This window comes from Flavitalea flava, assembly GCF_054461575.1.
In genome coordinates, this window is the sequence record NZ_JBTLQH010000007.1 from 110,695 (window position 1) to 124,148 (window position 13,454).

The following is a 13,454-nucleotide window of genomic DNA, read 5'->3' on the forward strand; positions in this document are numbered from 1 at the left end:
AAGACTTTTGAGTGTTTAATAGAAATGATATGAGTGAAATCTACGAGTATACCAGTGAGTTACCTGATCTGCCTCAAAAAGGGACGACTCTAAATGATGAAGGTGCCCCCTTTAGGGGGGCGGGGGGCCAATATCTCAAGGGCAGGGGCGCTCAATTCAATCCAAAGAACCGTTTTCTTAAGAATGAAACGGTCAAAGAGCATATCGAGGGTATCGATGATTGGATCATACCCAATGCCGAGACCCAATTCCTGGAAGAAAATGCAAAAGGAATTGTCAATAAGGTGGACAGCCCGGATGTGGGTATGTATTATAGTATGAACCCTTACCAGGGCTGCGAACATGGCTGCACCTATTGTTATGCGCGGAATGCACATGAATACTGGGGTTATAGCGCCGGCCTCGATTTCGAAAGAAAGATCGTCGTGAAAAAAAATGCACCAGTATTGCTCCGGAAATTTCTCATGAATCCCAAGTGGCAATGTTTGCCTCTTTCCCTTAGCGGCAATACAGATTGTTATCAACCAGCCGAAAAAAAGTTCAGGATCACCCGGCAATTACTGGAAGTTTGCCTGGAGTTCAATCAGCCGGTGGGGATAATTACTAAAAATGCGGGTATCCTGCGGGATAAAGACCTTCTTGCAAAAATGGCTGCAAAAAAACTGGTATCTGTCCTGATATCGATCACTTCCGTCGACGAGGAATTGCGCAGGGCAATGGAACCCCGGACAACGACATCACGGCAACGACTCCGTACAATTAAAGAATTAAGCGAGGCCGGAGTGCGCATGGGCGTTATGTTGGGTCCAATGATCCCCGGTCTCAATGAACATGAAATGCAAAGGATCATGAAGGCCGCTTCTGAAAACGGCGCCACCTTCTCTGCCTATACCTTTATCCGTCTCAATGGGGCGGTCAAACTCATATTTCATGATTGGTTGTATAAGAACTTTCCGGACAGAGCGGATAAGGTCTGGCACCTGATCGAGTCGGGTCATGATGGTAAGGTGAATGACAGCCGTTTTGGAGTTCGTATGCGGGGGGAAGGAAATATCGCCCAACTGGTCGCTCAGCAATATGCCCGCTATACCCAAAAGTATGGGCTTAATGAAGAGCGCTGGGAGCTCGATACCACACAATTCCGGAGACCAGGCGAGCAAGGCAGATTGTTTTGAGCGGCAGGCAGATTGTTTTGATTTGTCATTTCCCCGGATCGAGGGTAACTTGTATCCAAAGTCTCCCGTATGCGTTACCGAAGAATGCCCATTGAAGTAGAATCCCCTGAACAATTGGGATACGATACCATAAAAAACAATCTTTCTGAAAGTTCTTATACGGATAGTTTCTTCCGAAATACAGGAGCATTCGCTCCTGACCTCAAAGACCTGGTACTTTGTTATGGCTCGCATGAAGGCCACCCTGGTTTGAGGGAGTTACTGATAAAAGATACGGATAGTGGCGGGGGGCTTACAAAAGAGGATGTGTTGCTGACGATTGGTGCGGCTGCAGGTTTGTACATTATAGCTACCTCCCTGCTGGAACCCGGAGATGAAATGGTGGTGGTCAGACCCAACTATGCCACCAACCTGGAAACACCCCGGGCAATCGGTGCAGTGGTCCGCACCGTCGATCTTCGTTTTGAAGATGGTTTCCGGCTGGATTTGGATGCCCTGCGCAAGGCCGTTACACCCCGGACTAAATATATTTCCGTTACCCATCCCCATAATCCTACAGGAGTCTGTCTGAGTAGTGCAGAGATGAAGGAACTGGTATCGATCGCCGAGGCTGGTAACACCTGGCTCCTGGTGGATGAAACCTATCGTGACATGGTATTCGGAGAAAAACTACCGCTTGCGGCAACCCAGTCCGAGCGGGTGATAAGTGTCTCTTCTCTTTCCAAAACCTATGGCCTCCCGGGTATCCGGGTTGGCTGGATCATTTGCCGGAATAAGGAATTGATGCAGACCTTCCTGGCTGCCAAGGAGCAGATCTTTATCTGCGGCTCTGTGCTGGATGAAGAAGTGGCTTTCAGGTATATGCAGCATAAGGATCTGTTCTTCAAAACGATCCGAAACGATTTAGGGGAAAAATTCGGAATTGTAAAAACATGGATGAAGGGGCAGGCTGAGTTTGAGTGGGTGGAGCCACAGGGCGGCTGTGTGTGTTTTCCCCGAATTAAGGATCCTTCAAAAGTGGATCTGGATGACTTTTATAAGATCCTGCTGAAAAAATATGGCACCTACGCCGGTCCAGGACATTGGTTTGAAATGCCCCGGCAATATATGCGGATTGGGTTTGGCTGGCCGACCGGAGAACAACTGGAAGAAGGGTTGGCGGGTTTAAGCAGCTGTCTTGAAGAAGAACGCAAAGGCTAGGATTTGGATTCAGCAACAGGTGAAACCTGTTATTTACCTGTATTATTGATAAAAATATCTTAACGGACAATCAGGCAAAAAATAGTAGTAAAACGGGTCTTATTTTTTTATAACTTAACAGCATAAAGTAAAAATCTCAATTCATTATGGAACCCTCTTCGTGGCCCGCACGTTTCAGCCGTCTGCGACAACTTTTTTGGTTATTTTTTCTGCTGACAATTGCCTATATGGTCTGGATGAGAAATTCCCTGGTTCCGCTTAGTTCCGGGGAGATCGTACAATTCGAGATCGCCAAAACGGTGGATAAAGCCAATGCCATCGTACAAGATTGGAAAAATACGGGGAAATACGAGCAGGGTGTGAAAAGTATTTATCTAGCTTATTTTTTTATTGCCCTTTACACCATTGCCATTGCCCTCGGTTGCCGGTTTATTTCTGCCTGCACCGGGAACGATATCCTGAACAAGGGAGGGCGAGGGTTTTCGTGGTTGATCTTAATTGCTACTATTTGCGACGTAATCGAAAATATAGCCATGTCCAAAACTTTGCATGGAGAAGTTTCCAAATGGAGTGTTTCTATTGCTTATAACCTGGCCAGAGTAAAATTTTCCATAGTTATCGTTTGTATACTGTTTATAGTTGCCTGTACCTTGTACTGGCTGATAGCAAGCCTGGCCGGAGAAAAAAAATGATTTCACTATACCTTAATATAAATCTTCTTTTTATCCAGGACATAACATAAAACCCAGAATAGCAGGATATTAAAGATGGCATAGGCCAGTGATCCGTTCATGAGGCCGAATGCAGGAGAAAAAAGGTGGTCGTACATCCATTCTTTGAGTCCTTTATACACATTAGCTCCTTGGGCATCGGTTCCATCTGCAATCCTAAAAAGACCATATATCCGGGGAAGTATTCCGCTGACCATAAATATAAACAAGGCATTTTTCCCGAAAACATCGAAAAACCTGGTTAAGAAGCCCTTTCTTCCCTTCATTTCTATAAGATAAAGTAACACAGAAAGAACCAGGATGGCCAGCCCGGTCGTATAGACCACAAAAGAACTGCTCCATATCTTTTTATTAACAGGAAAGACCGTATCCCAACAAAAACCGGCAAATACCAGCACACAGCCGGTGACGAATAATCCGGAGATCATTTCATAGGTTTTGCCTTTTTGCAGGATAGTATGTCCGACGAGATACCCGAATATAACCTGGACAACAGCCGGCAGTGTACTGGCCAACCCTTCTGGATCGAATGCAACCCCTTCTCCTTTATACATATGAGCTACTCCTAATACTGCTTTGTCCAGGTTTGTTCCAAAATATCCATGAAGACTAAAGGGGTCCGCCGGGTTTCCCAAAAGGGAACAGCTCACCCAATAACCCAGCAGAATCACAGCACCGCTCACAAAAGCTCCCCTGATTTTGGTATAATAAAGAATTAGGTTGGCCAGACAGTAGGCCAGGGCAATCCGTTGAAGCACTCCTAAGATCCGGATGCCTGTCGGATCGGCCAAGGGATGGGACGGATCTGCCGGGTCGGTCCAGGCTTTAAAGACTAAGTGGCCTCCCGACCATTTAATAAAGGGGAACCAATTCAGAAACAACCCTATGAAAAAAATTAACAAAGTCCTGGTAATGACCTTCTTCAGAAAAGCGGCATCACCGGCCGCCTCCAACCTGGGTAATACAAAGGCCATGGCATTACCTACGGCAAACAGGAAAAAAGGAAATACAAGATCTGTTGGTGTACATCCATGCCAGGGCGCATGCTCCAGGGGTGCATAGATATAGCTCCAGTTGCCGGGATTATTCACCAGGATCATTAAAGCTACAGTCGCTCCCCGAAAGACATCTAAAGAATAAAATCTTTGTCTCAAAATCTGAAAGTTTACGATTGCCAAGGTAAGCAAATATGGATTCCTTTTTTTGGTCTTAAAAATCCTGTTTTTCCAATTACAATTAAAAAAATTGGATAATAAAATCTCCTATATTTGCAACGAAAGGGCGTAAAATGCTCTTTTATAAGAAATTATAAGGATGTTGATGCAATAATTCCGGAGCGCAATGAGTTTTTTGTGTCCTTGTAGCCCCAATACCTTTAAAACTTTATTAATCCTGTGAAGAATAAGTTGAGAGACTTGTTATTATAATACATTATGGAAAGGGTATAAGGAGTAATTCATAGAATGCTCACTTGTACCCTTTTCTGTTATAGGTAATGCTGCCCCCAGGGGGTTTTTGGATCTACACTCCCGAAGGATTGGCATAAAAAATGATAAAGGAAGGCCGGTCGGTTGCAAAAACAGGATGTGACTGAGGAGGCGAAGCTATGTCCGAATTAAAAAGAAACTGGTATGTTGTGTACACCAAACCTCGTTGGGAAAAGAAGGTGTTTAATCTCCTGACGGCAAAGGGTATTGAAACGTATTGTCCCTTGAACAGGGTAAGAAAAAAGTGGAGTGACCGTATAAAATGGGTGGAGGAACCTCTTTTTAAGTCATACGTGTTTGTAAAAACGACTGAGGAAGGACAAACCAATGTAAGGATGACCAATGGGATAGTGAATTTTGTCTATTGGCTTGGGAAACCGGCGATTGTAAAAGACAAAGAGATAACCATTATCCGTAATTTCTTAAATGACTATGATGAAGTACAGGCATTTCCCCTGGACATTCACCCTGATACGAAAGTAATCATACTTCATGGTGCATTTATGGAAAAAGAAGCGAAGGTGGTGAAAGTATTAAAAAATAAGGTGCAGGTGATTATAGAGAGTATTGGTTACTCCCTGGTGGCGACCGTTGATAAATCAAATGTCGTTATATCAAAAAAATATTAGATTTGAAAGATAATTCTTTTTTGAAATATGCGTAACCTCTGCTCACCTTGGAAAAATTACCGTCGTTACATACCCATCCTGGCTTTATTTTCCATTCTTTTTTGTTCTTGCGGTAACACCAGGCAAATAGTTTATATGCAGGGGAAGTTCGATACTGCAAAATTAAGTCAGGTAACGATCAGCGACCCGATTATTCAAAAGGGAGACCTTCTCAGCATTATAATATATAGTGATAATCCGTTGGCAACCAGCCTGTATAATCAATCGGTGGTCTCCCTGAACAGTTCTTCCGGTTCATCTGGTGGCAGCGGTAATTCAGGAGGAGGAACAGGTTCGAATGCAGGCGCCCAGCAAGGGGTATCCTCCCCAACTTCCCCGGGATACCTGGTGGATGAGGAAGGAAATATTCAAATGCAGGGTCTTGGTGTGTTGCATGTGGAAGGTTTTACCAAGGCACGTTTAAAAACGTTACTGGATTCCAAACTAAAGGACACTTTATTAAAAAACCCTTATTATACCATCCGTTTTTTGAATTATAAATTTACGATGTTAGGCGAAGTGGCGAGGCCGGGAATATTTACCATTCCCGGAGAGCGTATCTCCCTTCTGGAAGCATTGGGTTTATCGGGAGATATTACCTTTTATGGTCGCAGGGACAATGTCCTGGTTATCCGGGATAACAATGGGAAAAGGGAATTTAATCGATTAGATCTGACCAAGCCGGAGATTATGGCCTCCCCCTTTTTTTATTTGCAACAAGGTGATGTGGTGTATGTTGAACCTACCCGCAAAAAAATAGCCGCCAATGACCAGGTCACCATCAGGAACGTAAGCATTGGCGTAAGTATCGTCTCGACCCTGGCGATCCTCTATAGCATATTCAGAAAATAAAATGTTTTAAAGTCCATGTCTGAAAAAAACGACGAGCTGTTTGCTCCCGATGCCACAATGGATAAAAGGTCGAAATCTATGTGGACCATGAGCCCCAAAGATTTTATCTTCAGGTATTTACATTATTTACCTTGGGTATTGATCAGCGTCTCCTTATTCTTTTTTTTAGCTTATCTGAAGATCCGTTATACCGTTCAGATCTATAAGGTGCAATCTTCCCTGCTTATCAAAAACGACCGTCAAAACTCGGGCGGTGGTGGAGAAAAGGACCAGCGTTTTGATGAATTGTTTATGTCGCAGGGAACCATTAACCTGAGTAATGAAAAAGAAATATTAAAATCCAGGCCCGTCTTGCGCCGGGTAACCAAGGACCTGGGATTGCAGTCCCGGTATTACAGTAAAGGCAGTGTAAAAACCAGCCTTATCTACCCCGACCCTCCTTTTTTCCTGGATATTTTAAATTTAGCTGATTCTTCCTCGGATTTCTATTGCAAAATAACAGTTTTGAGTGAAGAAAAATTCCTGCTGAATGAAAGTAAAACCCAGCTAGGTTTCGGAGAGATAATCGAAGACCGGGGGAATCGGTTTCGAATAGTCAGAAAACCGAATATAAATATTCATTCCTACGGAACCATGGTATTTGAGGCCAGTTGGTTACGTTTGGAAAATGCAGATGAAAATTTAATCGGAGGCTTGAGGATCGGTCAGGCCAATGAGCAGTCCACGATATTAAATTTAAGTTTTGAATCTGAAAATACAGCACTGGGTAAAGATGTATTAAACACCTTGATGGCAGTTTATGACACCCTGATGGTCGAAGATAAAAACCGGATTGCCGATAATACCCTTCGTTTTATCAATGCGAGATTGCTGGAACTTAACGATACGCTCCGGGGAGTGCAGGGCGGATTAAGGGATTATATGGTGCAAAACCAGGTTTTTGATATTGAAGGCCAATCCAAAGCTTACCTGGATAAAATTGGAGAAAGCGCAAAGGAAAGAAGCGAAATGGAGGTCCGGCTGGCCATTGTAGGCTATTTGTTGAAATATATAGCCGACAAAAAAAACAGTTATGAACTGGTACCAACTAATCTCGGAATAGAAGAGCCGGCTTTATTGCAATTAGTAACAGAATACAATAAGATTCAACTGGAGCGGGAGAATAACATAAAGACGACTTCACCTGCCAACCCGCTTATTCTTGGTTTGGAAAATTCATTGGATAAAATCCGGCGGGATATATACCAGGCTTTACTGAACGTAGAGCAGGCCTATTCCATCGCCTCCAATAATATCAACAGAAAAGATGAAAAACTGCAAGGGCTTGTCACATCTCTTCCGGGAAAGTCCATGCAAATGCTCAATATAGGCAGAAGACAGAAGATTCTGGAAGACCTGTTTTCGCTTCTTTTACAGAAAAGACTGGAGATTTCCCTTTCCTCAGCATCTACCATTTCCAATTCCAACGTGGTTGAACCCGCCATAGGTTCCAATGTTCCGGTGAGTCCTGACAAAAAGAGTATCTATGTTCTATATATATTATTAGGATTTCTTATCCCTGTCGGAGTTGTGGCCATGCGAGAGCTGCTGCAGGATAAAGTTAACGGCAGGCCGGATGTTGAAAAACATACGGATGCTCCCATTTTAGGCGAGATAGGACATTCGAGCGGTGAGGAATCGTTGGTGGTCAAGCACAATAGCAGAAGGCTGATCTCCGAGCAATTCCGGATCATCCGGACCAATCTTCAGTATATTATCGGCAAGGTGGAAAGACCGGTTATCATGATCACCTCCTCTTTCAGCGGGGAAGGAAAATCCTTTATCAGCACGAATATGGGAGGGGTAATGGCGTTATCCGGTAAGAAGACGGTGATCATGGAATTCGATATCAGGAAACCGAAGATCGTTTCAGGGCTTGATTTAAAACGTAAAATGGGTATCACCAATTATATTATCGGAAAAGCCAGTTTTGAAGACCTGCTCGTTAAGGTGGAGGGAGTGGACGATCTTTATGTAATTCCTTGCGGTCCCATCCCCCCGAATCCTGCTGAAATCCTGTTGGACAAACGATTGGATGAATTGATGAAGGAGGTGAAAGCAAATTTTGAAGTGGTAATCATGGATACTGCGCCGGTAGGTCTTGTCAGCGATGCCACCAATCTCGGCCGTTATGCCGATTGCACCCTCTATATCGTACGCGAAGGACATACTTTCCGTAATCAGATCCGCCTGATCGATGAGTTATATGTGAACAGGAAATTACCCAGTCTTTGCCTGTTGCTGAATGATATAAAGACAGAGGGTGGTTATTATGGCGGGGGATATTATGGACGTAGCTATGGTTATTATGGAGGCGGGTATAGCTATGGGGCGGGATCCGGATATTTTGAGGAAGACGAAGCTAAAAAAGGCAATAAAAACCTGTTTAAGAGGTTTATAGGTTTTTGGAAAAAGTTGTTTAGATAAATTCGCGATAATATGACTGGATCGGAACAAACAGCTACGGAATTGATTATAGAGCCGGGGCGTTCTGAAAAAAATTACTGGAGTGATCTCTGGCGTTACCGGGAACTGTTTTACATTCTCAGCTGGAGAGATATTAAAGTTAGGTATAAGCAAACAATGATCGGTGCAGCCTGGGGGGTTATCAGGCCTTTGCTGACTATGATCATTTTTACTTTTGTCTTTGGGAGATTAGGTAACCTGGACACCAAGTCATCGGTTCCTTACCCGATCCTGGTATTTGCAGGGCTTCTGCCCTGGCAATTCTTTTCTTCTGCACTTTCGGAGGCAAGCAATAGCCTGATCGGAAATTCCAACCTGATCACAAAGATCTATTTTCCAAGGTTGATCATTCCTGCGAGTTCGGTCATTGTCAGTCTTGTGGACCTGGGAATAACCTTTGTTCTCCTGTTGGCGGTAATGGTGATCTTCCGGTACATCCCCCCGGTGCAAATAGTACTATTGCCTCTTTTCGTGGCATTGGCCTTCCTTATTTCTTTTGGTGTCGGACTTTATATTACCGCCTTAAATGTGAAATACAGGGATTTCCGCTATATCATTCCCTTTATCGTCCAACTGGGCATTTATATAACACCGGTCGGCTATAGCAGCACGATCATTACCCAAAAATATTCTGAGAAGGCTCGTTTCTTATTTTCTTTTAATCCTATGGTTGGGATTATAGATGGGTTTAGATGGTGTATTACCGGGGAGCCTTTGTATTGGCCCGGATTTATTCTTTCACTTTGTATTACGTTCCTTTTCCTTTGGTTAGGAATTAGCTATTTCCGTAAGACAGAAAAATCATTTGCTGATAATATATAACCAGAATGTCGAAGCCCGTCATTAAAGTAGAAAACGTCGCTAAAAAGTTCATTATTTCGCATGAAGCCCAGGAAAGATATACCTCTCTCAGAGATGTCATTGTGAATAAGGCAAGAAGCCTGACTGGAAGAGGCCAAAAGGATGCATCGGTTACGAAGGAAGATTTTTACGCCTTGAATGACGTAAGCTTCGAGGTCAACCCTGGCGACAGGGTCGGTATTATCGGACGTAACGGCGCGGGGAAAAGCACATTATTAAAGGTTCTGAGCCGGATCACGGAACCAAGCTCAGGTCGCATTTCGCTGCGTGGGCGCGTGGCAAGTCTTCTCGAAGTGGGTACTGGCTTTCATCCGGAATTGACGGGGCGGGAAAATATATTTTTAAACGGGGCCATACTTGGTATGAGCAGGATCGAGATCCGTCAAAAATTTGATGAGATCGTAGCCTTTGCAGAAATTGAGAAATTCCTGGACACCCCCGTAAAAAGATATAGCAGCGGAATGTATGTCAGGCTTGCCTTCGCCGTGGCAGCTCACCTTGAGCCTGAAATATTAATAATAGATGAGGTCCTGGCCGTGGGAGATGCCCAGTTTCAGAAGAAATGCCTGGGTAAAATGGAAGAAGTAAGTAAGAATCAGGGTCGCACCGTATTGTTTGTCAGCCATAATATGGGTGTAGTGGCTCAACTTTGCAATACAGCTATATTGCTTAATAAAGGGAGGGTCGAATCTTTGGGATCTGTTAACAAGATCATCGATAAATATATTGCCAATAACAATGATACGGAGAACGGGTACTTTTTGCCAGAGGAAAAAAGAGCGGGCAAAAAAAATTATTTTGAAAAAATCATCACGTTAAACAATAAAAATATAGCCTTATCCGATTTTTCATTTGACGAGGGCATTATTATAAAATTCGATTTTATTATAACCGAGATGATAAATAACCTGCAAATAGGAATTGGTTTGCAGGACAAATTGCAAAACAGGGTATGTACCATTCTGAAACCTGTTTCCTTTTTTAAAAAAACCGGCGAAAACAGCTATACAGGGAGCGTAAAATTCCCGGCTTCTTTAATCGCTCCGAATAGTTATTCTTTTGTATTTGTGATCTGGGCTAAAGACCTGGCCATATATGACTCAGTTGAAAATGTTTGTCCGGTTAGAATTCACGATAACGGAACCGAACTGGCGGTATATGAAGGGTTTGATTATGGCAGTATGATCATTAATCCAACCTGGACCAATGATTAAGCGGATAATCAAATATCTCTGTCGTAAGGTATATACGATCGGCAGATTTGAGGATCTGCGTATTCTGGGGGAAAACAGAAAAAAACTTCTCAATCAAATAGGGATCATTGACGAAACCGCCATTATCAGTCCTGAATCAGGCATATATAACAATCAGAATAACAGGGAAAAGATCAGGATCGGGGAAAAGACCTATATTATCGGGGACCTTTGTGTTTTTAAGCATGGCGGCGAAATTTCAATCGGCAGTTATTGTTTTATAGGTCCCCATTCAAAAGTGTGGTCTTCCAGGAAGATCAGTATCGGAAACCGGGTTTTGATTTCGCACAATGTCAATATCCACGATAATATTTCACACCCTTTAAATTCGGGCGAACGGCATCTTGATTTCGCCAATTTCCTGGAAAATGGCCTTTCGGGAAGCCTTCAGCTACCGGAAGCGGAGGTAATAATAGAAGATGATGTATGGATTGGATTTAATTGCGTGATCCTGAAAGGGGTTACTATTGGGAAAGGGGCCATAATAGGGGCCAATACGTTGATCTCAAAAGATATCCCTCCTTATGCCGTAGTGGTAGGAAACCCGGCAAAGATTATTAAGTATACTGACTAGACAGCGGAAAAGGGATAACAGGTAAGTTATGAATATTCTTATTATCGGCTCGGAGGGATTCATTGGAAGCCATTGCGTGGAACATTATTCTTCTCGTAAGGATTCGGTCTTCGGCCTTGACCTGTATGAACAGCCTTCCAGAAAGTATGCTTATACTAAGATAAGCCGCCTTTCGCCGGAATTCGATGAAGTATTAAAAGGCCGCCTGTTCGATGTAGTCATCAATGCTGCCGGAAGCGGTAATGTCCCCTACTCGATGACGCATCCCGTATCAGACTTTGAGGCTAATTGTTTTGATACAATAAGGTTATTGGACGCCATTTACAAAAATCAGCCGGAGTGCAGATATTTACATCTCTCCAGCGCAGCGGTCTATGGTAATCCTTCCTCCCTTCCAATAAAAGAAGAGGGAGCCCTGTCTCCATTATCTCCTTATGGCAGTCATAAATCGATAGCTGAATTATTGTGCAGGGAATATACTTCTCTTTTTCAGGTTCGAACTGCCATTGTCAGACCCTTTTCCGTATATGGAAGCGGGCTGAAAAAACAATTATTCTGGGACCTCTATCAGAAATCCCTGAACGCCACCGGCGATATCGAACTTTTCGGAACCGGCAAAGAAAGCAGGGATTATATCCATATACGTGACCTTGTCCGGGGAATAGCCTGTGTTCTGGACAAGGGAGAATTAAAGGGAGAGGTATATAATCTTGCCTCGGGTGTGGAAACAAAGATAGAAGAGGCCGTCGGCATTTTTTTTAACGCTATTCAGGTAAAACAAAAATATTATTTTAACGGGAAGGTCAGAGAAGGGGACCCATTGAATTGGCGTGCGGATACCGGAAAGATCGGGCAACTCGGTTTTTCATGTAAATATGATCTCCACAGCGGGCTGGAAGAACTTGCAAACTGGATCCGGACCCTTAATTCCTGATAAACGGGTACTTATTTATGAAGGAAATAAAGAAAATTGGCCTGATGGCTGTGGGTGACGATGGTTGGCAGGGTGGGATTCAATACATTACCAATATAATGGGGGCGCTGAACAGTATCGCCCCAGAAGAGAATATCGAAGTACATTTATTCAAACATAAAATGCAGAATTTCCGGGAACTGGATAAATTCCGGAATATCGCAATCAATGCCCATGACACAGAAACTGAACTCGATCCCTGGAGTTTGGCCAATCGCCTTAAGTGGCTGGTGGAAAGGCGCCTGATGAAAAGAGTATATCCAAGGCTGGAAAATTTCCTCATTAACAATCATTTCGATTATATCTTTCCCGCCACCCTATCGGATTGTAATAAAAAATTAAATGTGGGTTCCTGGATCGCCGACTTTCAGTACCGGCATTTTCCGGATGGGGCTGATATGAATACGAACGAAGCGGCAGACCGGGTGATCTCTAATATCGCCCATACTACATCTAAAATCGTTTTGAGCAGTAAATTCTGTGAAGAGGATTGCCACCGGTTTTTCCCGGTAACCAAAGGTAAGACTCATGTTATGCCTTTTGCCGTCTTTCTGGACAGATCGATTTTTGACTTCCATGATTTTGATTCCGTCCGGAAAAAATATGAGGTGCCCGGGAAGTTCCTGATCGTATCTAATTTATTTGCACCTACGAAGAATCATAAGACCCTGTTCGAGGCGATCGGAATTTTGAAAGAACAGGGGGTTAGGATTAATCTGATATGCACCGGAAATATTGTCGATTACCGAAATCAATCTTATGCCAACGAGATCCTTCAAATGCTGACGGAATATAAAATACGTGACCAGGTGCATTTATTAGGGTTGATTCCCAGGGCCGATCAACTGGCATTATACCGTAATGCAGTAGCTATAGTGCAGCCCTCCGTCAACGAAGGCTGGAGTACCTCTGTGGAGGAAGCCAAAGCTCTTGGCAAAAATTTACTTTTATCGGATATCGGGGTTCACCTGGAACAATATCCGGATAACCCTTACTTTTTTAGTTCGCTGAATGCCGGGGATCTTTCCGGCAAAATACTCCAGGTCTGGCAGGCAGGAGCAACAGTCAATTACCCTGAAAGAAATGTCGAAGAAGATTCTTTCACCCGCTACCAGGAAAATCTTAAAAAATTCGGCAGACGATTCCTTGAAATTGCACGTTATTAGCATATCATA

12 protein-coding genes are annotated in these 13,454 nt (G+C 43.5%); 11 read left to right on the forward strand and 1 reads right to left on the reverse strand.

What is annotated here, in order from left to right; translation table 11 throughout:
- Nucleotides 1–29 precede the first annotated feature (29 nt).
- The 3 genes from ACX0G9_RS09265 to ACX0G9_RS09275 all read left to right on the forward strand — a co-directional run bounded on the left by ACX0G9_RS09265 (nucleotide 30) and on the right by ACX0G9_RS09275 (nucleotide 3,067).
- Entirely contained in the window at nucleotides 30–1,175 is a 1,146-nt protein-coding gene (locus ACX0G9_RS09265; protein WP_459064608.1) for a PA0069 family radical SAM protein, read from the forward strand.
- Nucleotides 1,176–1,244: 69 nt separating this feature from the next.
- Entirely contained in the window at nucleotides 1,245–2,375 is a 1,131-nt protein-coding gene (locus tag ACX0G9_RS09270) for a pyridoxal phosphate-dependent aminotransferase (protein ID WP_459064609.1), read from the forward strand.
- 146 nt (nucleotides 2,376–2,521) lie between these two features.
- Entirely contained in the window at nucleotides 2,522–3,067 is a 546-nt protein-coding gene (locus ACX0G9_RS09275; RefSeq protein WP_459064610.1) for a hypothetical protein, read from the forward strand.
- Between the two features lie 5 nt (nucleotides 3,068–3,072).
- Here ACX0G9_RS09275 and ACX0G9_RS09280 read toward each other — a convergent pair whose 3' ends face one another.
- On the reverse strand, nucleotides 3,073–4,260 hold the full coding sequence (locus ACX0G9_RS09280; protein ID WP_459064611.1) for an acyltransferase family protein: 1,188 nt from the start codon (nucleotides 4,258–4,260) through the stop codon (nucleotides 3,073–3,075).
- Nucleotides 4,261–4,742: 482 nt separating this feature from the next.
- Between ACX0G9_RS09280 and ACX0G9_RS09285 the strand changes: the two genes are divergently transcribed.
- From ACX0G9_RS09285 to ACX0G9_RS09320, 8 genes are all read left to right on the forward strand, one after another.
- Nucleotides 4,743–5,222, forward strand: a complete 480-nt coding sequence (locus tag ACX0G9_RS09285; RefSeq protein WP_459064612.1) for a UpxY family transcription antiterminator — start codon at nucleotides 4,743–4,745, stop codon at nucleotides 5,220–5,222.
- 135 nt (nucleotides 5,223–5,357) lie between these two features.
- A complete protein-coding gene (locus ACX0G9_RS09290; RefSeq protein WP_459064613.1) occupies nucleotides 5,358–6,113 on the forward strand; it encodes a polysaccharide biosynthesis/export family protein in 756 nt (251 codons plus the stop codon).
- A 15-nt stretch (nucleotides 6,114–6,128) separates the two neighbouring features.
- Nucleotides 6,129–8,579 (forward strand): GumC family protein, encoded by a 2,451-nt coding sequence (locus ACX0G9_RS09295; protein ID WP_459064614.1) that lies wholly within the window; start codon nucleotides 6,129–6,131, stop codon nucleotides 8,577–8,579.
- A 12-nt stretch (nucleotides 8,580–8,591) separates the two neighbouring features.
- A complete protein-coding gene (locus ACX0G9_RS09300; protein WP_459064615.1) occupies nucleotides 8,592–9,440 on the forward strand; it encodes an ABC transporter permease in 849 nt (282 codons plus the stop codon).
- Between the two features lie 5 nt (nucleotides 9,441–9,445).
- Complete coding sequence (locus ACX0G9_RS09305) at nucleotides 9,446–10,693, forward strand: ABC transporter ATP-binding protein (RefSeq protein ID WP_459064616.1); 1,248 nt, start codon at nucleotides 9,446–9,448, stop codon at nucleotides 10,691–10,693.
- Entirely contained in the window at nucleotides 10,686–11,306 is a 621-nt protein-coding gene (locus ACX0G9_RS09310; protein ID WP_459064617.1) for an acyltransferase, read from the forward strand. Before ACX0G9_RS09305 ends, ACX0G9_RS09310 begins: the two co-directional genes overlap by 8 nt.
- A gap of 28 nt (nucleotides 11,307–11,334) precedes the next feature.
- Nucleotides 11,335–12,240, forward strand: coding sequence for an NAD-dependent epimerase/dehydratase family protein (locus ACX0G9_RS09315; RefSeq protein WP_459064618.1), 906 nt, complete (start codon nucleotides 11,335–11,337; stop codon nucleotides 12,238–12,240).
- Between the two features lie 17 nt (nucleotides 12,241–12,257).
- Nucleotides 12,258–13,445 carry a glycosyltransferase gene (locus ACX0G9_RS09320; protein WP_459064619.1) on the forward strand — a complete coding sequence of 396 codons (1,188 nt, stop codon included), beginning with the start codon at nucleotides 12,258–12,260 and terminating at the stop codon, nucleotides 13,443–13,445.
- Nucleotides 13,446–13,454 lie beyond the last annotated feature (9 nt).

Bases quoted from the DNA above. Each gene is read 5' to 3' on its own strand.
- ACX0G9_RS09265 (WP_459064608.1), top strand. From the start codon at position 30: ATGAGTGAAATCTACGAGTATACCAGTGAGTTACCTGATCTGCCTCAA.
- ACX0G9_RS09270 (WP_459064609.1), top strand. From the start codon at position 1,245: ATGCGTTACCGAAGAATGCCCATTGAAGTAGAATCCCCTGAACAATTG.
- ACX0G9_RS09275 (WP_459064610.1), top strand. From the start codon at position 2,522: ATGGAACCCTCTTCGTGGCCCGCACGTTTCAGCCGTCTGCGACAACTT.
- ACX0G9_RS09290 (WP_459064613.1), top strand. From the start codon at position 5,358: ATGCAGGGGAAGTTCGATACTGCAAAATTAAGTCAGGTAACGATCAGC.
- ACX0G9_RS09295 (WP_459064614.1), top strand. From the start codon at position 6,129: ATGTCTGAAAAAAACGACGAGCTGTTTGCTCCCGATGCCACAATGGAT.
- ACX0G9_RS09300 (WP_459064615.1), top strand. From the start codon at position 8,592: ATGACTGGATCGGAACAAACAGCTACGGAATTGATTATAGAGCCGGGG.
- ACX0G9_RS09305 (WP_459064616.1), top strand. From the start codon at position 9,446: ATGTCGAAGCCCGTCATTAAAGTAGAAAACGTCGCTAAAAAGTTCATT.
- ACX0G9_RS09310 (WP_459064617.1), top strand. From the start codon at position 10,686: ATGATTAAGCGGATAATCAAATATCTCTGTCGTAAGGTATATACGATC.
- ACX0G9_RS09315 (WP_459064618.1), top strand. From the start codon at position 11,335: ATGAATATTCTTATTATCGGCTCGGAGGGATTCATTGGAAGCCATTGC.
- ACX0G9_RS09320 (WP_459064619.1), top strand. From the start codon at position 12,258: ATGAAGGAAATAAAGAAAATTGGCCTGATGGCTGTGGGTGACGATGGT.